Genomic DNA, 23,315 nt, shown 5'->3' with positions numbered 1-23,315 from the left:
GACGTCTGGCCGCTGTCCCACCGCGAGAATCGGGACCGCGAAGGTCGAATGCTGACTCAGATGTTGAACTCCCGGAGAATCCATGCCTGTTACCACCCCTCGCCGGCACCTGCGGCTGGCCGGCACGGCTACCGCCGCCTTACTCACACTGGCGATTCCCACCACCGCCTCAGCCGCCACGGCGCCGATCACGAGCCAAAGCAACGCCACCGCCGCCTCGACCGCCCACCGGTCCGGCATCGACCGGGCGGCCCTGAAGGCGACACTCAATGCCTTCCATGACGCAGGGATGTACGGCGCTTACTCTGCGGTGCGGGACGGCGCCGCGGAATGGCAGGGTGCTTCGGGGGTCGCCGACGTCGACACCGGGCGCCCCACCACTCCACAGATGCGACACCGGATCGGCAGCATCACCAAGACCTTCACCGCGGTCGCCGTCCTCCAGGAAGTCAGTAAGGGACACATCGAGCTCGACGCTCCTATAGGCCGCTATCTGCCCGGCCTCGTCCCCGGGGAGCGCGGGCAGGCGATCACCGTCCGGATGCTGCTGAACCACACCAGCGGCATCGGCGACTATGCCGGGGCGATCTTCCCCACGGCGGACAGCATCGAAGCCAACCGCTTCCACCAGTTCGATCCCCGGGAATTGGCCCGGCTGGGGCTGAAGGCAGAGCCGCTGGGTAAACCGGGCCAGGCTCATCACTACTCCAACACCAACTTCGTCCTCGCGGGTCTCCTGCTCCAGAAGAGCACCGGCAAGTCTCCGGAGGCGTACATCACCGAGCACGTCATCCGGAAGGCAGGACTGCGGCACACCTACTTTCCGCGATCGGCCCACCTCACCGGGCCGCACGCCAAGATGTACGAGGCCGCGTATGGCGGGTACAACCCCCCGCGGGACTTCAGCGTCTACAACGCGTCCTGGGCCGGAACGGCGGGAGCACTCGTCTCGACCATGACCGATCTGAACCGCTTCTACCGTGCGCTGCTGGGTGGTGAACTGCTCGCCCCGGCCCAGCTGCGGCAGATGAAGACCACGGTGCCCATCGAGGGCAGCCCGTTCCGCTACGGCCTGGGCCTGTTCACCAGGCACCTGCCCTGCGGAGAGTTCTGGGGACACAACGGCCTGGTGCTGGGGGCCATGACCTGGTCCATGTCCAGTGCGGACGGCCAACGACAAATGTCGCTCGGTTTCAACTTGACGCGCTATCAGAAGCTCGATGGAAACGGCGCTCCCCAGACGGGCCCGATAGACATCGCCATGAACGCTCATGTCGCGCAGGCGTTGTGCGGGTCCAGTGCCGGCCGGCCCCCGGGGGCGACCAACACGGACCCCTTCCACTCACTCCTGGTCGCTCCGCAGGAGCCTCCCCTCCCGGTACGCCACCAATGAGCTTGCCCGGCCACTGGGATGGTGCTCCGCTCCCGTGCGCTGTCACGGGAGCGGAGCGGGTCCGAGGAGCGCCAGCAGCTCGGATAGTTACGGAAACCACGGTACGGGGCACCACTGACAACGCGGGTCGGAGGAATGCGACGGGGTACGGTCACGGGCCGGCCCCCCGGAGCGCCGCCGCCCGAGTGCGACGTGGGGATAGCGGCTCTCCCAAGGGGCATTCCTTGAGGTGACGCCGGCGGTGCGGCCCCTCCGCACCGCTGCCAACGGGGGATGCGGGACGTCACCCGATCGGGATCTCATCCTGGACCGCGGCAGCCCGGCCTTCGCCCGCTTTCGCGGGCCCGATGGCAGGAATGGTGAACGGCGGGAGTGATGGGAGGCGTGGAGCCGATGATGCCTGAACGACCTCGGGTGTCGCTTGCGACGGTGGTCCTGGACTGCCCGGATGCTCATGCGCTTGCGGACTTCTACCGGCAACTGCTCGGCTGGGAGGTGAAATGCAGTGAACCGGACTGGGTCCTGCTCCGCTGCCCGGACGGCGGTACCGGGCTCTCGTTCCAGTCCGAGCCCGGGTATCAGGCCCCCGTGTGGCCCGAACGAGCCGAGGAGCAGCAGAAGATGCTCCATCTCGATCTCCGGGTCGACGATCTTGACCAGGCCGAGGCGTTCGCGGTCGCGGCGGGGGCACGGCGCGCCACATTCCAACCGCAGGACGATGTCCGGGTGTTCCTTGATCCGGCGGGGCACCCGTTCTGCCTCTTCCTGCACTGAGGGGCAGCGGTGACGCGGGCTTCGGTTCGTACTCCGGGTGACCGCGGAGCGTGTGGGAATGGACACATGCAGGCAGCGGTAGTGGATCGGAGGGCCGACGGTCTGTCCTGGTCAGGAAGTTGAGGGACCGTCGGCGTGGCAGCGTGGGCAGCAGCTGCCGACCGCGGGCCGGTGCGCGCGGGGCCGCGTTGTCAGTGTCTGCCCCTAGCATTGCTCATATGTCCCCAACTCCTTCTGCCCCTACAGGTGTGCCCGTTCCTGCTTCCGAGGCGAACGAATCGATCCGGCGCTTTGTGCGCGCCCGGCGCGGGATGGCGTGGTCGGCTCAGGACATGGCGGAGTATGCGGTGCTGCTGGAGATATGGACGTTGGCGGTGCGCTCTGAGGTAGCGGAGGTTGTCGAGGCTGCCTAAGGACTGTCCCGTGGGCGGCCAGGTCACAGCGGCAGGGCAGCCCGTACACAAGGGGGATCTGTGTCCTGAAACAAGGCCGCCACAGCCGATGTCGATGCCGTCAGCGCCACGTCGGCTACCAGGGGCGGTCTCGCCACCACAGACCACCAGCCAGCCGCAGCAAGCAAGCAAGCAAGCAACCGTGACGTCCGATTTCCGCCAGCCGACGCGGCCCCGGCCCCGCAGACTCGAAGAGTGAAAGCAGCGGATACGAACGAGGACGCGTCATGATCTCCCCCGAGACGACCACGGACACCACCACGGCCACCACCAGCTACACCACCTTCGACAGCCCGCTCGGTGAGCTGCTGCTCGTCGGAGAGGAGTCGGCCACCGCACCCGGCGGCACCGCCCTGACCGCCCTCTCCCTGCCGCAGCAGCGGGGCGTCACCGTACAGCCGCACTGGCGGCGCGACCCTGCCCCCTTCGCCGAGGCCGTCCGCCGGCTCCGCGCCTACTTCGCCGGCGAGCTCACCCGCTTCGAGCTGGAGTTCCGCACTGCCGGTACGGACTTCCAGGAGCGGGTCTGGCGAGCCCTGGAGGCGATTCCGTACGGCACCACGACCTCCTACGGGCGACTCGCCGACGTTCTCGGAGTGCCGCGGGGCGAGGTACGTGCCCTGGGCGCCGCGATCGGCGCGAACCCTCTGCTGATCGTGCGCCCGTGCCACCGCGTGATCGGCGCGGACGGCACGATGCGCGGCTACGCGGCAGGCGTCGAAGCCAAAATTGCGCTCCTCACGCACGAGGGCGCTCTCCAGCCCACCCTCATCTGAGGCCGGCGCGCCGGTACCCCTCCTGATGACCTCACCGCTCATTCCCCCAGCCGAGGTGGCCGCCTATGGCGGCCTCCCCTCCCCCGCCCCGCACACCGAGGCAGAACTCGCCGCGCTGCTCGCCCTGTTGACCGCGCCCCGTATGCGCATCGCGACGGTGGTCGTCGGGCACAGCAGGGACGCGGCGTCGCGCGCGTCCACGGCGGCGTTCGCCGAAGCATGGCGCGCGGCCGGCCGGCAGCCGGTCCTCGCCGTGGTCGACTGGCCGGAATCCGCCGCATCCTGGCTCCGTGCGGCCCACCGCTTCACCGCCGGGCAACCGGACGCCTGGGTGGTGGCCGCCGCGCCCGTCGGCTGGGCCCAGATGAGCCGCCGGCTGCGGCACAGCACCGACTGGGACCCCGCCCGCACCTTCGGCTTTGCGGCACTGGGTGACTCCCGGGTCCCCGCCCTGGCGGGCCCGGCAACGCTGCACGGCATGCGCGGTGCCACGGCGGACGGTGGCACATGGGCCATCGACCGTGGTTGGGTCACCCAGCAGCTACCGGCCCGTAGGACGCCGGTTGATCCCCGTGGCACGCTGTAGGCAGGTAGCGATGAGGCAGGAGCAGATGAGCACGCCACTTCCCGGCTTCGAGGGATTCGGGGGCTTCGAGGCGCCCGCGGGCGCCAAAGGGCCTGGTCGGCCGGGTGTCTCCGGAGGCCAGGGAGGTGCGGACGGCTCTGGTGGGGCGGGAGATTCCGGCGAATCCGGAGGACGCCACTCCGCCCTGGCCGACCAGAGCCCTGCCCGTCACGACAGCCGACGGGAAATCGCCCCCGGCGCCGTACATGTCCCCGGCTGGCTGACGATGGCCCAGCAGCGCGAGCTGGTCACCGCGTGCCGTGGCTGGGCGCGCGGCCCGGCCCCGATCCGGCACACCAAGCTTCCGCGCGGCGGGGTGATGTCCGTCCAGACGGTGTGCATCGGCTGGCACTGGCAGCCGTACGCGTACACCCGGACCGCCGACGATGTGAACGGCGCCCGGGTGGCCGAATTCCCCCGGTGGATGGTCGAGTTGGGCCGCCGCGCGCTGGTCGAGGCGTATCAGGACGCCACTGCGGGTGACGGCTACACACCGGACACCGCACTGATCAACTTCTACGACGACCAGGCGAAACTCGGCATGCATCAGGACAAGGAAGAGCGCTCCGGCGCGCCGGTCGTCTCCCTCAGCATCGGGGACACCTGTGTCTTCCGGTTCGGCAACACCGAGACGCGGACCAAGCCGTACACCGATGTCGAGCTGGCCTCCGGCGACCTCTTCGTCTTCGGTGGACCGTCCCGCTTCGCCTATCACGGCGTTCCCAAGGTCCGGCCGGGCACCGGCGACCCGGCGTCCGGTCTGGCTGGCGGCCGCCTCAACATCACCATGCGGGTGACCGGACTCGACGGCTGACGCCGGCACCGCGAGGCACGCTGGGTACCGCGAGGCACACTGGACTCATGTGCCGCAGCATCAAGACGCTCCGTCCGCCCACCACCCCCGAGGTCTCCGACGAGGACATCCGGGCCGCGGCCTTGCAGTACGTCCGCAAGGTCTCCGGATTCCGCGCCCCGGCCGCCCACAATCGCGAGGTGTTCGACCAGGCCGTGGAGGCCGTGGCCGCCGCGACCCAGGACCTTCTCGACGGCCTCCAGATCCGCGGCTCCGCCGCCCGCCGGCCCACACACACCTGAGCAGCGGCCGCGTCCTCGCCACCGGCTCGCGATCACCAATCGAGCAGCGCCTGCACCGGTAGGTGATCGCTCGGAAACTGCCCGTGCGCGGAGTACGTATTGATCGTGGCGCGGCGCGTACGCACCCCCGGTGACGTGAGGATCCAATCGACGCGGTCCCCGTCCGGCACCAGCGGCCGGTAGCCATGAAAGGTGGCGTACTGCCGGCTGCGCTCGTCGGCCGTGTCCCAGCTGTCGACGAGCGAACCGCCGTCGAGCAGCATCTCGTACACGGAATTCTTGTGCGCCGCGACATTGAAGTCGCCCGTGACTATTCGGGGCAGCGAAGGGTCCAGCCCACCCAGTCGTTCGTTGATCAGACCGGCCGAACGCTCACGCGAGTACTGATGCGCATGATCGAGATGCGTATTCAGGACATAGCACTCGCCGCCGGCTCGCAGATCCCGGAACCGGACCCAGGTCACCATCCGGATGACGGTGTTTCCCCAGGTCGCCGAGCCGATCAGATACGGCGTATCGGACAGCCAGAAATGGTCGTACTCGACCGGTGCGAGCCGCCGGGCATCATAGAAAACGGCCGCGAACTCATCCTTGCTCCCGCCGCCCCGCCCGGTCCCCACCCAGGCGTAATGCGGTCCGAGATCCTCGGCGATATCGCGCAGCTGCCCGTACAGCCCTTCCTGCGTCCCGAGCAGATGCGGGGCCTCCTGCCGCAGCAAGTCCCGCATCACGGGCCGGCGCTCGGCCCAGGAGTGCGGCCGGACATCCGAGGCGTACCGCAGGTTGAAGGTCATCACCCGCAGTCCCCGCCGGCCGTCGGCGGCGTACGCGGTCCCCGGCCCGCACACCGCCGCCACCGGCCCGGCGACCGCCGCCGCGGCCACCACCCGAAAGGAAAACCGCCGACTGACCGACGCCATCGCGCCACCGGAACCAGATCCCGGCAAACCGGTCCCCGGGGAACCAGAGGAATCAGTCGAATCAGCGGAAGTCAGGGATGCCGGGGAAGCAGCGGCATCAGTGAGTTCATAGGGACTGTCGAAAGGAGAGGGACCAGAGAATTCAACGGAATCGGATGAAGCTTTCCACCCGGGAACGAGAGCAGTCACAGCAACTCCAGTCATCCGTCGTACAGGCAGACACCGGCCCAGAGACAGACACGGGTGCCGGCACCCGAACCGGAACCGGCACCGGAACCCGCACCACCGTCGCCACAACAACCATCATGCGGAAGTCTCGAACCCCGGCATAGGCGATAAGTTGCCTACGGATAAATCGACGTGGAACGCTCACGGAACCCGGGGGTGATCCCTTCCCCCGGCCCCCGTGCCCTCTCCCTCCCCGTCTCCCTCTCCCCTACCGGTCGCCCGCCGGCCCCTGCCAGTCCGCGTGACGGATACGGGAGATCTCCCGGACCTCGCCGACCGTCCCCCACTCGTCCTTTCCGAGCCGTGACAGAGGCTTCATCCGGGTGATTTCCGGGTGCCCGTCGACCAGCACCTCCTGCGACACCACCGCGTGCACGACGCGCCCGAACACCACGGTCGCGTCCCCGATTCCCAGCGTGGTGTGCACCTCGCACTCCAACGCCACCGGCGAGCCCGCCACCCGCGGCGGCTTGACCCGCAGACTGGGCTCGGACCCGATCCCGGCCGCCTCGAACTCACTCACCCCGTGCGGGAAATCCGTACCCGTGTCATTGATCTGCTCGAAGAGCCCCTCCGGCGCGAGGTTCACCACGAATTGTCCGGTCGCCTCCACGTTCCGCAGGGTGTCCTTGCGCCCGACGGAACTGAACTGCACCACGGGCGGCGCGACGCTGGCGATCGTGAAGAAGGAGTGCGGCGCCAGGTTGTGTGTTCCGTCCGCCGAGGTGGTCGACACCCAGGCGATGGGCCGCGGCACCACGGTGGCGGTCAGCAGCCGGTAGAACTCGTTGCGGGACATGGCAGCGGGATCGAAGTCAATGCGCATGGGGATCAGTATCCACACCGGCAGCCGCGGAACGTACAGCGGATCTACGGCACCACCAAACCCCTGAGCTCGGCGGCAAGTGCCCGGTATCGGAGCCACCGGCGGCCGCATGAACCTCATCAACGACAGCGACCGCCACATGGCTCGCATGATGTGCGTGATGGCGCTCAAGTCCTCCGAGGACACCGCCCGCCGCGTAGCCCGCCAACACCTCTCCGCCGCCCAGAACGGACTCGCCCAGGCCGCATCGCATATGGCTGGGTCCGTAAAGGCGCGCGCCAGGGCAGCTTGTCCCAGGGGAGGCCGATGTGGTCGTCGAGATCTTCCAGGGTTTCATTTCGTCGAAACGAGGAACTCCGCGCCCCTGTACCGCGCGTCGGCTTCGCCGACAGTTCGGCGCTGATGCGTATGACGCGTCTCGATGGATCCGGGCCACAGCGAGCTGGACAGCAGCGGGCGTAGCTCTCACGGTCGAAAGCGGGGACGCTCAAGCGAGGCATCACCGTGTGAAAGCCGGTGCGGCGCCGTCCTGCCCGGCGCTCACGACGGGAGCGGACCGACTCAACTACGGCGATCCGGGAGGGTGTCGGCCCACCCGAGGGGATGTGCTTCCAAGGCATCCACAGGCGGCTCGCCGCCCGCGTCGTTGAAAGCGGTGAGCGCTTCGATGAGCGCGGAGCGCTGCGCGGGGGCGAGACGTTCAGGCCCTCGTCGGTCAGCAGTGCGCGTACCTGCGCCAGGCCGATGTCGCCTTCGGGCAGTAGGGTGGCGTCCTCCAGCGCGCGGAGGCGATCAGCTCGTCCAGTGCGCCGGCGCGGGCCTCCAACTGCTCGGCCTTGTCCTGGGCGCGCTGCATGGCCATGCCGACATCGCCATCTCCTCGGAGATGCCGGTGACGGCCTCCCGATGTGGGTCTCGGCCTCAGCAGCGGTGTAGTTGGCCTTGATCGTCTCCTTGCGGGTACGGAACGCGTCCACCTTCGCCTGTAGCCGTTGCGAGGCCGGTGTGAGCTTCTCCTCTTCGGCCCACAGCGACGCTTCCTGTGCCTTCAGGTCGGCGAGCTGCGAGGCTATCGCCGTGCGCTGCTCGGGCGGCTGCTGGAGGCGAAAGCCAAAGCGGGCACCGGCGAGGCCGTTCGCGCACTACTGGGCCTGCAGGCCCGTACCGCCCGGGTGGTGCACGACGATGCCGAGACCGAGATCCCGGTGCAGGACGTGATCGTCGACGACGAGGTCGTGATCCGCCCGGGCGAGAAGGTTCCGGCGGACGCGGAGGTGCGGTCCGGAGCGTCGGCGGTGGACGAGTCGATGGTCACCGGCGAGGCGATGTTGCCACTGCTGCGCGACCTGGGAGTGGTGGCCGACTGGAAGACGATCACGGCGGGGGGCGGCTTCCTCCCACCACCGCACCACCGGCCTGTACACCTGTGCCGAAGGCACCGGCAGCCACGAAGTCGTCATCGAATCCCCCGACCATGACTGGGACCTGCCCGACGGCGACGACACCGCCGCCGCCGGTGTGCTGCGCGCCTACCGCGCCCGCTCCCTCGCGCTGCGCACACGCCGCCCCGGCCTGGTCCTGCCCTTCCGCAACCACGGCCCGGCGGCCGGCACCTCCCTGCCGCACCCGCACTCCCAAATCGTGGCCACCCCGATCGTGCCGCTGCGCCACCACCAGGCTTCCTTCGCCGACGCTCCCGACGACGTCCTCGACGGGACCGCCGCACTGCTGCGGCGTCTGCTCGCCGCTCTGCGCAGCCTGCTCGGCGACATCCCCTACAACTACGTCCTCATCAGCGCCCCCAACGGTGAGGAGGCCACCGCCTACTCCGCCTGGCACCTCCAACTGGTGCCCCGACTGTCCGCCACCGCCGGCTTCGAACTCGGCAGCGGCATCGCCGTCAACCCCGTCCCGCCCGAACAGGCCGCCGTCCAGCTACGCCAGGCGGTGCCGTCGGCATGTACGAGGGAGGTGCGCTCCCGTGACACCCGTCTCCGGCAACCCCGGCGCCCACCATCCGGTGCCGCCCGGCTATGCCGAACGCAAGTCCGACCACCTGGACCGGCTGCACAAGGTGGAGGGCCAGGTGCGCGGGGTGCCGCGCATGGTCGACGACGACCGGTGCTGCGTCGATGCGCTCACCCAGATCAGCGCCGTCACCCGGGCGCTGCAGGAGGTCGCGCTGGGTCTGCTCGACGACCACGTGCGGCATGCGCAATCCTGCCGGGAAGGTGCGTGCCCCCGACCGCCGCGGACCCAGGACGTCCGGCGCGCGCCCGGACTCCGGCCGGCAAGGCGCAGCGGCGGCCATATCGGCACCGGCCGTGCTGCGACCGGGTCCACAGGGCGCAATCGCCGACGAGATCTTTGGGCTCGTGGACCAAGTGTGGCGGGTGGGAACTGCGATTGGCTCGGGGTGTGGGCGGCCGACGCCGTCCCGCGGCCCGGCCCGCCGGGTGCCGCTCCGAGGCGCCCTGTGCGCCCGGTCCGGTCGGGCCCTCCCGGACGAGAGCTGTGAGGCGTGGGTGGATGAGGACGAGATCGTCGGTGGCTGGAGCCTGGTGCACTGTTCGGTGGAGCGGGCCGGGGAAGAGACCCGGCCGCTGGGGGACCGGCCCGGCGGGATGCTGTTGTACACCCCCGACGGCTGGATGAGCGCGCTGCTGACGACCGACCCGGCCATGGCCGGCGCGGAAGTGGCTGCCGAGGCGGGGGTGTCCGGCGGGACCGTGGCGTATGCCGGGCGCTGGGAGCGGACGCCGGACGGGTCGCTGTGCCATCACGTCGCCGCGAGCCACTACGGGCCCTGGGTGGGGGTCACCCTGGAGCGCGCCGTCCACAGCGGTCCGGACGAATTGCTGCTGACGGCCACCACGGATGAGGGAGCCCGTCAGCGCCTGCGGTGGCGCAGAGCCCGGGTGTGAGCTCCACGGGCGCGCACCCGTGGCCCCCTTCCCTCGTGTGGTGCGCGCGCGGCCGGCACACGTCCCTCCCCCCTTTCCCCGTCCCCCTCCCCTCTTTCCCCTTTTCTTCCCCTCCGGAGGTGGTGCGCCATGCGCACAGCAAATCTCGGTAACCGTCTAGTACTTGTTCACGAGGACGGGGTGGTGGACGTCGAGAGGGCCAGCGACGGCCGCTTCTCGTCCGACCCGCAGGCGGTCTTCGACCGCTGGGCGGAGTTCACCGCCTGGGCGCGGACGCCCGCCGCCCGGGAAGCCGAGCGCTCCCCGCTGGAGGAGCACCGGCTGGGCGCCCCCGTGCCGCGGCCGCGTCAGGTGTTCGCGGTCGGGCTGAACTACGCCGACCACATCGCGGAGTCGGGCCTGGACACCCCGGCTGAGCCGGCCGTCTTCACCAAGTACCCGACGTCGCTGGCCGGTCCGTACGACACCGTGGAGCTGCCCAGCACGATGGTGGACTGGGAGGTCGAGCTGGTGGCGGTGATCGGCGCACGGGCCCACCGGGTGGCCGCCGAGGACGCCTGGCGGCACGTCGCCGGTCTCACCGTGGGCCAGGACCTTTCCGAGCGCCGCGTCCAACTCCAGGGCCCCGCACCGCAGTTCGCGCTCGGCAAGTCGTTCCCGGGATTCAGCCCGACCGGCCCGGTCCTGGTCACGCCCGATGAGTTCGCCGACCCCGACGACCTGGTACTCGGCTGCGCCGTCGACGGCGAAACAGTGCAGGACTCCCGCACCGGCCGGATGGTCTTCCCCGTCGCCGAGCAGATCGCCCGGCTCTCCGCCGTCTGCCCCCTGCTGCCGGGCGACCTGGTCTTCACCGGAACCCCGGCCGGTGTCGGCGGCGCCCGTGACCCGCGCCGCTTCCTCGCCCCCGGCGAGGAACTGCACAGCTGGATCGACAGCATCGGCGCACTGCGCAACCAGCTGGCCGCCGGCCCCGGACACCCCGACGCCCCCGGCGCCTGACCGCGATCTCCCCGCCTCCCCCTTCTTTCGAGGAGCTGCCATGCCCTTGCACCGTCTCGCCCGGATCACCATGGGTGTGCCCGACGTCGACGCCACACACGACTACTACGCCGACTTCGGGCTCGCCACCCTGGGCCGCGGCCGGTTCGCCTCCGCCGACGGCGGCGAGCAGTTGCGGATCGTGCACGCCCCCCGCCGCCGACTGGACGAATTGGTCGTGGGCGTCGACGACGCCGACGACCTCGGCCGGATGGGCGCTGCCCTGGACCGCCTGGAGGTGCCGCATGTCCTGGACGGTCACTGTCTGCGGGCGGTCGATCCAGGGACGGAGGTCACCGTCACCGCCGAGGTCCAACCCCGTCGGGTGCAGCCGGCCGCCGCGCCGGTGCCGTACAACGGGCCCGGCCGAGCCGAGCGGCCCGACGGCCGGGCACCGGCGGTGGTGCGCGAGGCCCCGGTCCGGCCGCGCCGCCTGGGGCATGTGGTGCTCGGCTCGACCGATCAGCCCGCCTCGCAGCGGTTCTTCACCGAGGGCCTGGGCTTCAAGGTCAGCGACCTGGTCCCGGGGGCAGCCTTCCTGCGGTGCTCCACCGACCACCACAACGTCCTGGTGCAGCAGGCCCCGATCCCGTTCCTGCACCACTCCTCCTGGCAGGTCGACGACGTCGACGAGGTCGGTCGCGCGGCGACGCGGATGCTGGAGGGCCACCCCGAACGGCATGTCTGGGGCCTGGGCCGCCACCACGTGGGCTCGAACTTCTTCTGGTACCTCAAGGACCCGGCGGGCAACTTCTCCGAGTACTTCGCTGACATGGACTGCATCGTCGACGACCAGCTGTGGACCCCTCGCATATGGGAGGACGCCCGCTCGCTCTACAACTGGGGCCCGCCGGTGCCTCCTTCCTTCCTCCGGCCCGAGGACCTCGCCGCGCTGATGACCGGCGCCCACGACGCGAGCTGACCACCACTACGGCAGGAGGACCGCATGAACAACAACCGCAGGGACACCGGAGCGGACCGCTCCACGGCCACCGCCGGGGACCCCGTCCCGGCCGCCGGAGCCACCGACGAGGACGTGTACGACGTCCTTGTCGTCGGCGCCGGGCCGGTCGGGCTGACCACGGCGATCCAGCTCGGCGCACGGGGCCGGCGAGTCGGCCTCGTCGAGCGCTGGCCGCATCCCTACCCGCTGCCCCGGGCGGTGGTCTTCGACCACGAGGTCGCCCGCATCCTGGCCTCCCTGGGCCTCGCGGACGACCTGGCCGCCTTCAGCGAACCGGCCGCGGACTACGAATGGCGCAACGGCCAGGGCGAGACCCTGCTGCGGCTGGCGTTCGAGGACACCGGCCACTCCGGCTGGCCGGCCATGAACATCTTCACCCAGCCGCAGCTGGAGGCCGCCCTGGAGGCGCGGGCCCGGCGCACCCCGGGGGTCGAGGTGCTGCGCGGCTGGGAGGCCGTGGACCTCATCGAGGACACGGACGGGGTCCGGCTGACCGTCGCGGAGAGCGCCGGGGACGAGCCGGTGATCCGCGACGGGATGCGCGGGCGCCGCACCCTGCGCGCGCACTACGCCGTCGGCTGCGACGGCGCCAACAGCTTCGTCCGCTCCCGGATGACGACGGGGGTGACCGACCGCGGCTTCCAGCACGACTGGCTGGTCCTGGACGTGATCCCGCACGACCGGGACCGGGTCTTCGCCCCGCGCAACCTCCAGGTCTGCGACCCGTCCCGACCCACCACCGCGGTCTCCGGCGGACCCGGCCGCCGCCGCTGGGAGTTCATGCTGCTGCCCGGCAAATCGGCCGCGGAGTTCGGCAGTGAGCAGCACGCCTGGCGGCTGCTGGCCGACTGGGACCTGCACCCGGGCAACGCGACCCTGGAGCGGCACACCGTCTACACCTTCCGGGCCCGCTGGGCCGAGAACTGGCGCGAGGGCCGGCTGCTGCTGGCCGGTGACGCCGCCCACCAGATGCCGCCGTTCGCCGGGCAGGGCATGTGTTCGGGCATCCGGGACGCCGCCAACCTCACCTGGAAGCTGGATCTCGTGCTCTCCGGCGACGCCGACGAGACCCTGCTGGACACCTACACCACGGAACGCTCCCAGCATCTGCGGCACGCTCTTGAACTCTCCGTCTTCCTGGGCGGCATCATCTGCGAACCCGACCCCGCCGCGGCCGCGGTACGCGATGCGCGGATGCTCGCCGACCGGCGGGCCGGCCGGGACCCACTGGCAGACCTGCCCCCGCAGACCCTCACCGGAGGGCTGCTGCGGCAGGGGGCGGACGGCGCGCCACAGGCCCCGGCCGGACAGCTCGGCTGCCAGGGCCGGGTGCGCTTCCGCGGCCGCACCGGACTCTTCGACCAGATCGTCGGCGTCGGCTCGTTCACCCTGCTCGCCACCGAGGACCCGCGCACCCTGCTCCACGACGGGACCTCCGGCTGGTGCGAGCGGCTCGGCATCCGCCTCGTGCGGGTCACCGGCGACACCACGGCGGACGGGCCGGACGACGTCATCGACCTCGACGGCACCTACCGCGCCCACCTGGAGCGCTGCGGCCAACAAGCCCTGCTGCTGCGTCCGGACCACTACGTTTTCGGCGGCACGCCGCGCACGGAGGAGGTATCCGGCCTGCTTTCGGCACTGCGACGGGGGCTCGGCACGTCGTCCGGCGCTGCGGTGCCCGCCCGGTGAGGTGACGCCCTCCCTCCCGTCCGTACCGGGAGGGAGGGCCTGCACCGCGGACAGCAGGTACCGGTGATAGGGGTGGGGCAGGCGCGAGGACACGGTGCGGTCACCGGGCTCCCGCCCCACGCACCCGAAGGGCGACACCCATGACACATCAGTGGCTCCGGCAGCTCCGCCCGGACCCGGACCTCCCGTCCCAGGATCCGGCGATTCCCCCGGCCGTCGTGAGCGCCGCGGCCGAGGTCCTCGGGCCCGAGCCGGTCCGGTGGGCGCTGCAAACCGCCGATGCCATGGCCGCGGAGGTCCTGGAACAGGTCCCCGAACACGGCGGCGGCCCGGCGCCCCTGGCCACCCTGCGGCGCTCGACCGAATCAACGGTGCTGGCCGCCCTGCGCCTCCTGCTCACCGAAAGCTCCGGCGACGGCGACCACCTGCCCGGGGAAGCCCTGGAAAGCTGCCGCGAGTTCGCGCGCCGGGGCATCCGGCTCGACCGGGTCCTGCGCGGGGTGCGGCTCGGCCACGCCAGACTCACCCAGGAACTCGCCTCGGCCGTCGAACAGTACGTCCCGGCCGGCGAACGCGTCACCGAGCTGCGCGGGATCACCGAGGAACTCTTCACCCACGCCGACGCCCACGCCGGCCTGATCGCCGAGTCCTATATCGCCGAGCGGGACCGCTGGCGCGGCAGCGACGAAGCAGCCCGCCGCGCGACGGTCGACGACCTGCTGGCCGCCCGCCCGGTGGACCCGGAAGCCGCGAACCGACGGCTGCGCTACGACGTCACCCGTACCCATCTGGCCGCCGTGCTGTGGTGCGACCGCACCGAGGACCCGGTGCCCGCAGCGGAACGGCTCCAGCACACAGCGACCGCGCTGGCCCGCACGCTCGGCACCGGCCACCCGCTGACGATCCCCGCCACGACGGACACCGCCTGGCTGTGGCTGCACGCACCCGACAACCTCACCGGCCTGACCGACCGCCTGCGGACCGGAACCGACCGCGCCCCGGGTGTCCGCCTCGCCCTCGGCCCGCCCGCCCATGGCACGGCCGGGATGCGCCGCAGCCACCACGGCGCACGCGAGGCAGAGCGCATCGCCCGGCTCGCTCCCGGCGACTGGCTGACCGACTACCGCGAGGTGCGCCTCGCCGCCCTGGCCACCGCCGACCCCGAACACGCCCGCTGGTTCGTCCACGACCTCCTCGGCCCGCTGGCCTCCGACGGCGCCCGGGTATGCGAACTGCGCGAGACGCTGCGCGTATACCTCGCCGAGGAACACAGCCTGCGAGCCGCCGCCAGCGCCCTGCATGTGGCCCGCAACACCGTCACCTACCGGGTCAAACGCGCCGAGGAACTCCTGCCCCCGTCCACCGCCGCAGGCAGCACACTGGAACTGCGCCTCGCCCTGGAGATCGCCCGAGCCGTACTCGGCTTGAAGCACACCGGCCTCGCGGAACAACGGCTGGCGCCAGGTTGAGCGCGGCGCCGGTTGCCGGCCCCGGCCCGTCACACCATGGCCGTACCCACCGGTCGGCATCGACGGCGCGGCGCTCACCCTGCCGACCCCTATATGCAGCTCGATGCGGCCTGAACTCTCGAGTACTGACACGACGTGGCTGACGGGAGCTCATCGTGCTGCGGACGGCTGTCAGATCAGGCTGGCCTGTCGCAGTGTGATGTCGAGTGCGGTGGTGTCGGCGGCGGCGCCGCGGCGGTGCCGGACGGCAGTATCGCTGGTCACCTCGGCGAGTGCCCGGGAGCGGGCAAGGGCCTCGTTGTGGTGCGAGAGGCTGTAGACGAATATCTGGAAGCCGCGGGTTCCGTCGGGGGCGACCGTGGGGATGTGGACCTCCCACCTGGTCATGATGCTCACCTGATTTCCGTGGGGGCGGGCCGGGCTCCTCACCTGTCGGGCGACCGGCGAGAACGGTCCATGGATCGGGACGCCGTTCAACGGCTGCTTTCAGACTGGAGCAGTGGTGCACGCCGGGCGCGAAAACAGGGGATTCCGGTCACAATGTGCGGCTGCAATCAGGATTCGTTCAGGAGCGGCGAGCCGTGGTGTCGTGCTCCCCCTCGGTAGCCCCGGCGAGGATTTCCGGGCGGAGCAGCCGGTCGAGTTCGGCGCGGGTCAGGAGTTTGCGCGCCAGGACCACGTCGGCGACGGAGCTGTGGGTGGCGAGTGCTTCTTGCGCGGCGGCGCTGGCCTGGGCGTAGCCGATGCGTGGGGTGAGGGCGGTGATGATGCCGATGGAGCGGTGGGCCACGGCTCGCAAGTGGTCGCGGTTGGCGGTGATCCCCGCGACACAACGCTCCGCCAGCGTCAGACATCCGGCGCGCAGCTGGCCGATGCTTTCGAACAGGCAGTGGGCGAGGACCGGCTCGAAGGCGTTGAGCTGGAGCTGTCCGGCCTCCGCGGCCAGGGTGATGGTCAGGTCGTTGCCGATGACCCGGAACGCGATCTGGTTGACCACTTCGGGGATGACCGGGTTCACCTTGCCCGGCATGATGCTGGAACCGGCCTGTACCGGCGGCAGATTTATCTCGCCGAAGCCGGCACGGGGCCCGGAGGACAGCAGACGCAGGTCGTTGCAGGTCTTGGAGAGCTTGACGGCGATACGCTTGAGGACTCCGGAGAGCTGTACGAACGCGCCCGCGTCCTGGGTAGCCTCGACCAAGTCGGGGGCGGTGGACAGCGGCAGACCGGTGATCGCACCGAGGTGTTCACAGGCCAGTGCGGCATAGCGGGGGTGGGAGTTGAGGCGGGTGCCGATCGCGGTGCCACCCAGGTTGATTTCGCAGATGAGACCGCAGGCCTCCGCCAGTCGCTGCTCGTCTTCTCCGAGCATCACCGCATAGGCCCGGAACTCCTGACCGAGCGTCATCGGCACCGCGTCCTGGAGCTGCGTGCGGCCCGTCTTGACGACGTCGGCGAACTCATCCGCCTTCTCCTCGAAGGCACGGCGCAGCACGGACATGGCCTCGGCGAGCCGTCGAGCGGCCGCATGGAGGGCCACTTTGACGGCGGTGGGGTAAGCGTCGTTGGTGCTCTGGCCGGCGTTCACATCGTCCAAAGGGTGCAGATGGTGGTAGTCGCCGCGCCGGTTACCGAGGTGCTCCAGCGCGCGATTGGCGATGACCTCATTGGCGTTCATGTTGGTGGAGGTACCCGCGCCGCCCTGGATGACGTCGACGACGAACTGGTCATGCAGCTCCCCCCGGCGGATCTCCGTGCACGCGGCGACGATGGCACCTGCCTTGCGGTCATCGAGGAGCCCAAGATCGCGGTTGGCAAGCGCGGCCGCCTGCTTGACGGCGGCCAGTCCGCGGATCAGGTCGGGGTAGACGGAGATGCCGGTGCCGGTGACGGGAAAGTTGTGCACCGCCCTGAGCGTGTGAATGCCGAAGTAGGCGTCCTGGGGTACAGGTTGGTCGCCGAGAAGGTCGTGCTCGATACGGAATCGGTCATCCGCCATCGGTAAGGCTCCAGTCTGTGGTGGTGGCGTGGGCAGTGGTGCGGCAGGGCACGGCCAGCAGGCCGGACGTCGGTGGTCCGGCCTGCGGGCCATACGGAAGAGCGTGCGGAGGAGGGCGGCTCAGGGGCCGGCGCGGCTCAGTCGAGGGACTTGCCGCGCGTCTCGGGCGTGGTGAGCACCACCAGCACGCCGAGCAGGAGGAGGGCGATGGCGTAGCCGGTGAAGTAACCCTGGGCGTGGTGACCGGCGAGCCATGTCGTGAGGTACGGCGCGGTGCCGCCGCACAGGGCCACGGCGATGGCGTATGGCACGCCGGTGCCGGTGGCACGTACCCGGGTGGGGAACAGCTCGGCGAAGAGCGCGGGCAGGATGGACACAGCCAGCGCAATGAAGATCAGAGCGACCGTCATGGCGAGGCCGAGCTGCCAGGCCGAGCCCCCTCGGGCCAGGTACGTCAGCGGATAGGAGAGCACCGCCATGCTCAGCCCGAAGATCAGCATGTTGGGCCGGCGCCCGATGCGGTCCGACAGCGCGCCGCACAGCGGCAGGACGGCGATGAAGACGACGATCGCGACGACTTCTGCGGCCAGCACGGCGGTGGCGTCGAGCCCCTGCACACCGATGGCGTAGGCGGGCGCGGCGACGGTCCAGGACTGGTAGACGACGGTGACGCCGACGGTCAGGCCGATCACTCGCGCGGCCGCCGCACGGTTCTGCCAGATGCCGCGCAGTACGGAGGGACGAGGTCCGGTCGTGTCGTCGGCCCGCTCCTTTTCGAAGGCATGAGTTTCCGTCAGCCGACGACGCAGGAACAGGGCGTACACGCCGAGGAGCCCACCGACGAGGAAGGGCACGCGCCAGGCCCACGCCGCCATTCCGTGCGCTCCATAGAGAGCGGCCAGGCCGGCGCCGAGCAGTGTGGCGAGGAGAATTCCGCAGGCCCCGGAAACGTAGATGGCGCTGGTCCAGCGGCCGCGGCGGGCGGGTGGGGCGGTCTCGGCGAGATAGGTCTGTGCGGAGGGTAGTTCCCCGCCGTGTGCCAGGCCCTGGGCGAGCCGGGCGAGCAGGAGGAAGAGCGACGCGCCCACGCCGGCGCTTGCGTATGTGGGCGCTACGCCGATCGCCAGACTTCCGGCCGCGGCCAGACCGATCGAGGTCAGCATCGAGAAGCGGCGGCCCTTGCGGTCGGCGAGCCAGCCGAACAGGAATCCGCCCACCGGCCGCATCAGGAAGCCGACGGCGAAGATGGCCAGTGCCGACAGGAGCGCGGAGAGCTCGTTGCCCGGATCGAAGAACTGCTGGGCGAAGAACGGCGCGAAGATGCCGTAGATGTGCCAGTCGTACCACTCGAGGGCGTTGCCGATCCCGGTACCGAGGAAGGCACGTCGTCTCTCCCGGAAGGACGGGCTGGCGGGCTGCGCGGGCATCGGCGGCTCTGACGGGTCCGGGGACGGCTCGGGCGCCGGGCGGGACGAGGTCGGGATGGGCATCGTAACTCCAGGACGGGAGGGAAGGCGTACTACGGCCGGGGCGGGGCGGGGGCGTCGATGGGCTCGGCGGCGAGACGGCGGGTGGCGAGCGCGGCATAGAGTGCGGCACCCTCGGGCAGCACCGCCTCGTCGAAGACGACATGCGGCGAGTGGTTGTTGGCGACCGTGGCGGGGTCCGCGCCCGGGAGCGAGGCGCCCAGCATGACCAGACTCCCGGGCACCTCCTCGAGAATCCGGGAGAAGTCCTCCCCGCCGGTGAGGGGATGCGGCAGCGGCCGGAAGCGGTGCCCGCCGAATTCCTCCTGCACGGTCGACTCGACGAAGGCGGTCTCGTGTGTGTCGTTGACCGTCACCGGGTACCGGGGGGTGAACTCCACCTCGGCCCGTAGTCCGTGGGCGGCCGCGATCGAGCGGATGAGGGTGACCGAGGCGTCCTGGATGCGGTTCCGCGCCGCCGCGGAGAACGTCCGCACGGTGGCCTCGAAGCGGGCGGCATCGGGGATGACATTGCGGCGGGTGCCGGCGTGGAACGATCCGACGGTGATCACCACCGGGTCGAACGGATCGGAGACCCGGCTGACCATGGTCTGCAGCGCGGTCACCATTTCGCATGCCGCGGGCACCGGATCCTTGGCCCGGTACGGGGCCGAGCCATGGCCGCCGGCACCGACGACGCGCACGTCCAGGTCGCTGGTGGCCGCCATGGTCGGGCCGCTCCGGGCCGCGAACACGCCGTTCTCGAAGCCGGTGGTGAACACATGCAGCGCGTAGGCGGCGGTGGGCAAACGGCCCGCGGCATCGAGTACGCCCTCGGCGAGCATCGCGCCGGCGCCGTCGCACCCCTCTTCCCCCGGCTGGAACATGAAGACCACGTCCCCGGCGAGCGAGGCGCGCCGGGCGGCGAGCAGCTGCGCCGCGCCGACCAGCATCGCCGTATGCAGATCGTGCCCGCAGGCATGCATGGCGTCGTCCGTGCGGGAAGCGAAGACGAGGCCGGTGCGCTCCGTCAGCGGCAGTGCGTCCATGTCGGCCCGCAGCAGCACGGCCGGGCCCGGGCGGCCGCCGCGCAGCACAGCCGTCACCGAGGACAGCCGGGCGCCCGTGGCGATCTCCAGCGGCAGGCCGTCCAGCGCCGCCAGGACCTTGTCCTGGGTGCGCGGGAGGTCCAGTCCGACCTCGGGTTCGGCGTGCAGGCTGCGTCGCAGCCGCACCAGGTCATCGCGCAAGGTAGTTGTGTCTACGCAGATCGTCATTGCGGGGGAGATACCTCCAGCTCTCACGCATCCGCCGGGTCGGCGGCTGTCCTCAGGCTGGACGCACCCGCAACGCCGGTGCTGGAATGAGAAGAAAACACCAGGTGGTGAGGTCCCATGCAGGATTCGTTCAACCTCGATGAGGCGGATCTGGCCCTCATCCACGTGCTGCAGATCGCTCCCCGCGCCACCTGGACCGAGATCGGCAAGGTGCTCGACATCAATCCGGTCACGGCCGCCAGGCGCTGGGAACGAATCCGCGCCGAGGGACTCGCCTGGGTGACCGCCTACCCCAAGCTGTCGGTGTGGGCCGAGCACCACTGCCTGGCATTCGTCGAGGTGGACTGCGAACCAAGCGCGCGCCACCACGTGGTGAACGCTCTGATGCGCGTCCCCCAGGTCGCTTCGGTGTCCCAGGTCGGCAGCGGACGCGACCTTTTCCTCATCGTCGTGTTCACCGATCTGCAGGCGCTGTCCCGCTTCGTCCTGGACCACCTCAGCCGGCTGTCCGGAGTCCGCGGTACGCGCACCCACACCGCCACGCACTTCTACAGCGAAGCCAGCAAATGGCGCCTCCAGGCGCTCAGTGCCGACCAGCGCACCCACCTCGCCCGGCACGCCCCGCCCCGTACCGTCGGTGACGGCCTGCTGCCCGACTCCTGCCGCGATTTGGTGCTCGCCCTCGGCGACGACGGCCGCCGAACGGCCACCGAGCTCGCCGACCTCACCTCCATGAGCGTGTCCACCGCCCGGCGCCGTCTGGAAAGGATCATCCAGAACGGCCTGGTGTCCTTCCGGTGTGAAGTGGCCGAGATCATCAGCGGCTGGCCGGTCATCGCCCACTTCTGGGCGAGCGTCCCGCCCGGCGAACTGGAAATGACGGCACGGACGCTGGTCACCCTGCCGGAGATCCGCATGTGCGCGGCGATGACCGGCACCGACAATCTCCTCGTGATCGTCTGGCTGCGCTCCCTCGGCGACAGCCACCGCCTGGAGGAAAAGCTCGCCGAACGCTTCCCGGCCCTCAAGCTGACGGAGCGGGCCGTCGTGCTGCGCATGACGAAGCGCATGGGCTGGCTGCTGGACGACTTCGGCCGCGGCGTCGGCACGGTGCCCATCAACCCGTGGGCCGGGATGCCGGACGCACTGCGTCAGTGACCGCTCTCCCGGCGTCGCAAGAAGTCGGACCTCGGGGTGCCGCGTACGCCCCTCGACAGCGGCAGCCCGGCCTCCACCGGCCGTCCGCCGGCTCGTGCCTGTCCGATCCTCTCCGACGCTAGACGGACGAGCAGCCGGAAGACGCAGACGGAAACAGGTACGGCCGGGACGGCTGGTGACGGCGACCTCGCCTTGGTGTGCGGCGACGACGCCTTCGACGATGGCCAGCCCCAGGCCGGTGCTGCCGGCGGTGCGGCTGCGGCTGTGGTCTCCGCGGGTGAAGCGCTGGGACGATCCGGTCAGCGCCTGCGCACTGGGGGGTGGCCGTGGCCGCCGCGTCGGTGCTCACCCCCGGCACCGAGCCCTTCGACCGTGGGGTGTCCGAGTCTCTCTGCCCCGACGTGGGGATCACGTTCCGAACCAGCTCGTGATGTCGAGGCGGGTTTGCTCGTACAGACGGGCGTCATCGATGAGATGTCATCGACGCGCAGTGCTCCAGGATGGGTTCTCGTGGCCTCGCGGTCCTCAAACACCTTGCCGCGGGCCGACTGGTACGGACTGGGTGGATCACGAAGGGCACCGGGCGTGGGAGAAGAACGCCGCACGATTGGTTCGTTACGCTCCGAGCGCGTCCGAGGAACACAGACCGCCAAAACGGGGACAGCAGAGGTCAGCGTCGTGATGAACGAACCACCCTCCAACGGTCCCGTCGTTGCGCACCGGTGGGTTTCGCTGACCGCGATTTGCACGGCTGCGGGGATGGTCTGGCTCGCTTTCGGCGATCTCGGTGTGGCGATTCCCCAGATCGCGAACGAATTCAACACCAGCCTGTCGAACCTGCAGTGGGTGAACAACGCCTTCAGCCTCGTCACCGGTGCGTTCGTGATCGCCCTGGGCAAGTTCGGCGATCTCTTCGGCCGCCGCCGGATGCTGCAGCTGGGCATCGTGCTGCTGGCCGTGTTCTCCCTGCCGGCCGCGCTCGCGTCGGACGTCAAATGGCTGGTCATCGGCCGTGCGCTCATGGGTATCGGTGCCGCGCTGATCCTGCCCGCCTCGCTCGCCCTCATCCCTCCCGAGTTCTCCGGGAAGGCTGAGACAGCGGCGTTCGGAATCTGGCAGGCGGTGGCCTGGGGCGGGCTGTCCATCGGGCCCGCACTCAGCGGCGTGATCACCGTCGGCCTCGGCTGGCGCTGGCTGTTCTGGATCAACCTGCCGCTGGCCGCGCTCACGTTCGTGGTCGTCCAGGCCACGACGCCGGAGTCCCGCGATGAGAAGGCCGCACGCACGATCGACTGGCTGGGGCTGGTGGCCATCGTCCTGGCGGCCTTCGCCCTCCTGTACGCGCTCACCGAAGGGCCGAGCGTGGGCTGGGGAGACCCGCTGATCGTGGCGTTGTTCGTGGCGACGGCGGTGCTCTCGGTCGGGTGGTGGTTCATCGAACGGCGGGCGCGGACGCCGCTCGTGGACCTGCGGCTGTTCCGGATCCGGGCCTACAACGGTGCCCTCACAGCCAACCTCACGATGAACTTCACCTTCGCCGGGCTCAGCTTCCTGCTCGTGCTCTGGCTGGAGAACGCCCGCGGCTACAGCCCGGTGGAGGCCGGAGTGCTCATGCTGCCCGCCACTGTCGGGGTCTTCCTGTGCATTCCTCTTGGAGGCAGGCTCGACAACCGATGGGGTGGGCGGCTGCCCTCGGTGGTGGGGCTCGTGGTCGCCAGCGCGGGCCTGGGCCTCCTGGGTTCTCTCGGTACGCGCAGCTCGACGGAGTACCTCGCCGTCGCCCTCATCGTCATCGGGCTCGGCCTGGGCCTGGTGAGCACTCCCGTCGCCAACACGGCCGTCGGTGAGGTCCCCATCGAGCTCGCGGGCGCCGCCGCAGGTGTGTTCAAGATGTCCAGCATGCTCGGCGGCGCGCTCGGAGTTGCCGTCCTCACCGCGATCGCCAGGGCATTCACCACACAGGAAGCCGCCGGCGTCGTCGAGGCGTCGGGTCTGACACAGGCGCAGATCTCTCAGGTCCGGCGGGCGCTGGTGAACTCCTCGTCCTTCCGGGATGCGATCGCGTCGCTCCCGCCCGATCTCCGGCACACCGTCGTACAGGCTGCCACCGAGGCGTTCTCGTCCGGCGTCGCCGACACCATGGCCATCACAGCCTTCTTGGCTCTCGCCTCGACGGTGGTCGTCTTCTTCCTGTGGCCGCGGCGCAGGAAGGCCACACCTGCCACGCCTGAATGAC

The 23,315-nt window shown here is 70.3% G+C and carries 21 protein-coding genes and 3 pseudogenes; 16 read left to right on the top strand and 8 right to left on the bottom strand.

What is annotated here, in order from left to right; genetic code table 11:
• The first annotated feature begins 82 nt into the window (after positions 1-82).
• From ACFWJW_RS13225 to ACFWJW_RS13200, 6 genes are all read left to right on the top strand, one after another.
• Complete coding sequence (locus ACFWJW_RS13225; protein WP_387239113.1) at positions 83-1,393, top strand: serine hydrolase domain-containing protein; 1,311 nt, start codon at positions 83-85, stop codon at positions 1,391-1,393.
• Between the two features lie 396 nt (positions 1,394-1,789).
• Complete coding sequence (locus ACFWJW_RS13220) at positions 1,790-2,167, top strand: VOC family protein (protein WP_387239110.1); 378 nt, start codon at positions 1,790-1,792, stop codon at positions 2,165-2,167.
• A 679-nt stretch (positions 2,168-2,846) separates the two neighbouring features.
• Positions 2,847-3,395 (top strand): methylated-DNA--[protein]-cysteine S-methyltransferase, encoded by a 549-nt coding sequence (locus tag ACFWJW_RS13215; RefSeq protein WP_387239107.1) that lies wholly within the window; start codon positions 2,847-2,849, stop codon positions 3,393-3,395.
• A gap of 25 nt (positions 3,396-3,420) precedes the next feature.
• The gene (locus tag ACFWJW_RS13210; RefSeq protein WP_387239104.1) at positions 3,421-3,981 is read left to right on the top strand and encodes a hypothetical protein; all 561 of its coding nucleotides are present in this window, start codon (positions 3,421-3,423) and stop codon (positions 3,979-3,981) included.
• A gap of 25 nt (positions 3,982-4,006) precedes the next feature.
• Positions 4,007-4,834 (top strand): alpha-ketoglutarate-dependent dioxygenase AlkB family protein, encoded by an 828-nt coding sequence (locus tag ACFWJW_RS13205; protein ID WP_387239100.1) that lies wholly within the window; start codon positions 4,007-4,009, stop codon positions 4,832-4,834.
• Positions 4,835-4,881: 47 nt separating this feature from the next.
• Positions 4,882-5,115: a DUF2277 domain-containing protein gene (locus ACFWJW_RS13200; RefSeq protein WP_387239097.1), complete on the top strand. Its 234-nt coding sequence runs from the start codon at positions 4,882-4,884 to the stop codon at positions 5,113-5,115.
• A gap of 32 nt (positions 5,116-5,147) precedes the next feature.
• Here the strand turns inward: ACFWJW_RS13200 and ACFWJW_RS13195 are convergent, their stop codons facing one another.
• From ACFWJW_RS13195 to ACFWJW_RS13185, 3 genes and pseudogenes are all read right to left on the bottom strand, one after another.
• Positions 5,148-6,035: an endonuclease/exonuclease/phosphatase family protein gene (locus ACFWJW_RS13195; protein ID WP_387239094.1), complete on the bottom strand. Its 888-nt coding sequence runs from the start codon at positions 6,033-6,035 to the stop codon at positions 5,148-5,150.
• A gap of 436 nt (positions 6,036-6,471) precedes the next feature.
• On the bottom strand, positions 6,472-7,089 hold the full coding sequence (locus ACFWJW_RS13190) for a flavin reductase family protein (RefSeq protein WP_387239091.1): 618 nt from the start codon (positions 7,087-7,089) through the stop codon (positions 6,472-6,474).
• 766 nt (positions 7,090-7,855) lie between these two features.
• Positions 7,856-8,153: pseudogene (locus tag ACFWJW_RS13185) on the bottom strand (PspA/IM30 family protein); the annotation flags it as partial.
• Here ACFWJW_RS13185 and ACFWJW_RS13180 point away from each other — a divergent pair.
• The 8 genes and pseudogenes from ACFWJW_RS13180 to ACFWJW_RS13145 all read left to right on the top strand — a co-directional run bounded on the left by ACFWJW_RS13180 (position 8,082) and on the right by ACFWJW_RS13145 (position 15,179).
• The gene (locus tag ACFWJW_RS13180; RefSeq protein WP_387239088.1) at positions 8,082-8,567 is read left to right on the top strand and encodes a hypothetical protein; all 486 of its coding nucleotides are present in this window, start codon (positions 8,082-8,084) and stop codon (positions 8,565-8,567) included. The pseudogene ACFWJW_RS13185 and the gene ACFWJW_RS13180 overlap by 72 nt on opposite strands.
• A pseudogene (locus ACFWJW_RS13175) lies at positions 8,506-8,691 on the top strand (hypothetical protein); the annotation flags it as partial. The gene ACFWJW_RS13180 and the pseudogene ACFWJW_RS13175, both read left to right, overlap by 62 nt.
• A complete protein-coding gene (locus ACFWJW_RS13170) occupies positions 8,606-9,607 on the top strand; it encodes a metal-sensing transcriptional repressor (protein WP_387239383.1) in 1,002 nt (333 codons plus the stop codon). The pseudogene ACFWJW_RS13175 and the gene ACFWJW_RS13170, both read left to right, overlap by 86 nt.
• A 7-nt stretch (positions 9,608-9,614) precedes the next feature.
• The gene (locus ACFWJW_RS13165; RefSeq protein ID WP_387239085.1) at positions 9,615-10,013 is read left to right on the top strand and encodes a lipocalin-like domain-containing protein; all 399 of its coding nucleotides are present in this window, start codon (positions 9,615-9,617) and stop codon (positions 10,011-10,013) included.
• Between the two features lie 129 nt (positions 10,014-10,142).
• Complete coding sequence (locus ACFWJW_RS13160; protein WP_387239082.1) at positions 10,143-11,015, top strand: fumarylacetoacetate hydrolase family protein; 873 nt, start codon at positions 10,143-10,145, stop codon at positions 11,013-11,015.
• Positions 11,016-11,055: 40 nt separating this feature from the next.
• Entirely contained in the window at positions 11,056-11,976 is a 921-nt protein-coding gene (locus ACFWJW_RS13155) for a VOC family protein (protein ID WP_387239079.1), read from the top strand.
• Between the two features lie 24 nt (positions 11,977-12,000).
• Positions 12,001-13,710 carry a bifunctional 3-(3-hydroxy-phenyl)propionate/3-hydroxycinnamic acid hydroxylase gene (locus ACFWJW_RS13150; RefSeq protein WP_387239076.1) on the top strand — a complete coding sequence of 570 codons (1,710 nt, stop codon included), beginning with the start codon at positions 12,001-12,003 and terminating at the stop codon, positions 13,708-13,710.
• A gap of 140 nt (positions 13,711-13,850) precedes the next feature.
• Positions 13,851-15,179 carry a PucR family transcriptional regulator gene (locus ACFWJW_RS13145; RefSeq protein WP_387239073.1) on the top strand — a complete coding sequence of 443 codons (1,329 nt, stop codon included), beginning with the start codon at positions 13,851-13,853 and terminating at the stop codon, positions 15,177-15,179.
• 171 nt (positions 15,180-15,350) lie between these two features.
• On the opposite strand, the gene ACFWJW_RS13140 is transcribed toward ACFWJW_RS13145, so the two are convergent.
• From ACFWJW_RS13140 to ACFWJW_RS13125, 4 genes are all read right to left on the bottom strand, one after another.
• The gene (locus tag ACFWJW_RS13140; RefSeq protein ID WP_387239070.1) at positions 15,351-15,566 is read right to left on the bottom strand and encodes a hypothetical protein; all 216 of its coding nucleotides are present in this window, start codon (positions 15,564-15,566) and stop codon (positions 15,351-15,353) included.
• A gap of 178 nt (positions 15,567-15,744) precedes the next feature.
• The gene (locus ACFWJW_RS13135) at positions 15,745-17,178 is read right to left on the bottom strand and encodes an aspartate ammonia-lyase (RefSeq protein WP_387239067.1); all 1,434 of its coding nucleotides are present in this window, start codon (positions 17,176-17,178) and stop codon (positions 15,745-15,747) included.
• 137 nt (positions 17,179-17,315) lie between these two features.
• Entirely contained in the window at positions 17,316-18,668 is a 1,353-nt protein-coding gene (locus ACFWJW_RS13130) for an MFS transporter (protein WP_387239064.1), read from the bottom strand.
• 29 nt (positions 18,669-18,697) lie between these two features.
• On the bottom strand, positions 18,698-19,921 hold the full coding sequence (locus tag ACFWJW_RS13125) for a M20 family metallopeptidase (RefSeq protein ID WP_387239061.1): 1,224 nt from the start codon (positions 19,919-19,921) through the stop codon (positions 18,698-18,700).
• A 117-nt stretch (positions 19,922-20,038) separates the two neighbouring features.
• Here ACFWJW_RS13125 and ACFWJW_RS13120 point away from each other — a divergent pair, with 117 nt between their 5' ends.
• Positions 20,039-21,079 (top strand): Lrp/AsnC family transcriptional regulator, encoded by a 1,041-nt coding sequence (locus ACFWJW_RS13120; RefSeq protein WP_387239057.1) that lies wholly within the window; start codon positions 20,039-20,041, stop codon positions 21,077-21,079.
• A gap of 141 nt (positions 21,080-21,220) precedes the next feature.
• Here the strand turns inward: ACFWJW_RS13120 and ACFWJW_RS13115 are convergent.
• Positions 21,221-21,382, bottom strand: a pseudogene (locus tag ACFWJW_RS13115) (ATP-binding protein); the annotation flags it as partial.
• Between the two features lie 282 nt (positions 21,383-21,664).
• Here ACFWJW_RS13115 and ACFWJW_RS13110 point away from each other — a divergent pair.
• Entirely contained in the window at positions 21,665-23,314 is a 1,650-nt protein-coding gene (locus ACFWJW_RS13110; RefSeq protein ID WP_387239054.1) for an MFS transporter, read from the top strand.
• Position 23,315: the final 1 nt, after the last annotated feature.

The sequence above is a fragment of the Streptomyces sp. NPDC127097 genome, assembly GCF_042724075.1.
Lineage (GTDB): Bacteria > Actinomycetota > Actinomycetes > Streptomycetales > Streptomycetaceae > Streptomyces.
This window is presented reverse-complemented; position numbering and strand designations above follow the sequence as displayed.

What these genes read in the sequence shown, in the direction of transcription:
- ACFWJW_RS13225 (WP_387239113.1), top strand. Translation starts at nt 83, where the DNA reads ATGCCTGTTACCACCCCTCGCCGGCACCTGCGGCTGGCCGGCACGGCT.
- ACFWJW_RS13220 (WP_387239110.1), top strand. Translation starts at nt 1,790, where the DNA reads ATGCCTGAACGACCTCGGGTGTCGCTTGCGACGGTGGTCCTGGACTGC.
- ACFWJW_RS13215 (WP_387239107.1), top strand. Translation starts at nt 2,847, where the DNA reads ATGATCTCCCCCGAGACGACCACGGACACCACCACGGCCACCACCAGC.
- ACFWJW_RS13210 (WP_387239104.1), top strand. Translation starts at nt 3,421, where the DNA reads ATGACCTCACCGCTCATTCCCCCAGCCGAGGTGGCCGCCTATGGCGGC.
- ACFWJW_RS13205 (WP_387239100.1), top strand. Translation starts at nt 4,007, where the DNA reads ATGAGCACGCCACTTCCCGGCTTCGAGGGATTCGGGGGCTTCGAGGCG.
- ACFWJW_RS13200 (WP_387239097.1), top strand. Translation starts at nt 4,882, where the DNA reads ATGTGCCGCAGCATCAAGACGCTCCGTCCGCCCACCACCCCCGAGGTC.
- ACFWJW_RS13195 (WP_387239094.1), bottom strand. Translation starts at nt 6,035, where the DNA reads ATGGCGTCGGTCAGTCGGCGGTTTTCCTTTCGGGTGGTGGCCGCGGCG.
- ACFWJW_RS13190 (WP_387239091.1), bottom strand. Translation starts at nt 7,089, where the DNA reads ATGCGCATTGACTTCGATCCCGCTGCCATGTCCCGCAACGAGTTCTAC.
- ACFWJW_RS13160 (WP_387239082.1), top strand. Translation starts at nt 10,143, where the DNA reads ATGCGCACAGCAAATCTCGGTAACCGTCTAGTACTTGTTCACGAGGAC.
- ACFWJW_RS13155 (WP_387239079.1), top strand. Translation starts at nt 11,056, where the DNA reads ATGCCCTTGCACCGTCTCGCCCGGATCACCATGGGTGTGCCCGACGTC.
- ACFWJW_RS13150 (WP_387239076.1), top strand. Translation starts at nt 12,001, where the DNA reads ATGAACAACAACCGCAGGGACACCGGAGCGGACCGCTCCACGGCCACC.
- ACFWJW_RS13145 (WP_387239073.1), top strand. Translation starts at nt 13,851, where the DNA reads ATGACACATCAGTGGCTCCGGCAGCTCCGCCCGGACCCGGACCTCCCG.
- ACFWJW_RS13140 (WP_387239070.1), bottom strand. Translation starts at nt 15,566, where the DNA reads ATGACCAGGTGGGAGGTCCACATCCCCACGGTCGCCCCCGACGGAACC.
- ACFWJW_RS13135 (WP_387239067.1), bottom strand. Translation starts at nt 17,178, where the DNA reads ATGGCGGATGACCGATTCCGTATCGAGCACGACCTTCTCGGCGACCAA.
- ACFWJW_RS13130 (WP_387239064.1), bottom strand. Translation starts at nt 18,668, where the DNA reads ATGCCCATCCCGACCTCGTCCCGCCCGGCGCCCGAGCCGTCCCCGGAC.
- ACFWJW_RS13125 (WP_387239061.1), bottom strand. Translation starts at nt 19,921, where the DNA reads ATGACGATCTGCGTAGACACAACTACCTTGCGCGATGACCTGGTGCGG.
- ACFWJW_RS13120 (WP_387239057.1), top strand. Translation starts at nt 20,039, where the DNA reads ATGCAGGATTCGTTCAACCTCGATGAGGCGGATCTGGCCCTCATCCAC.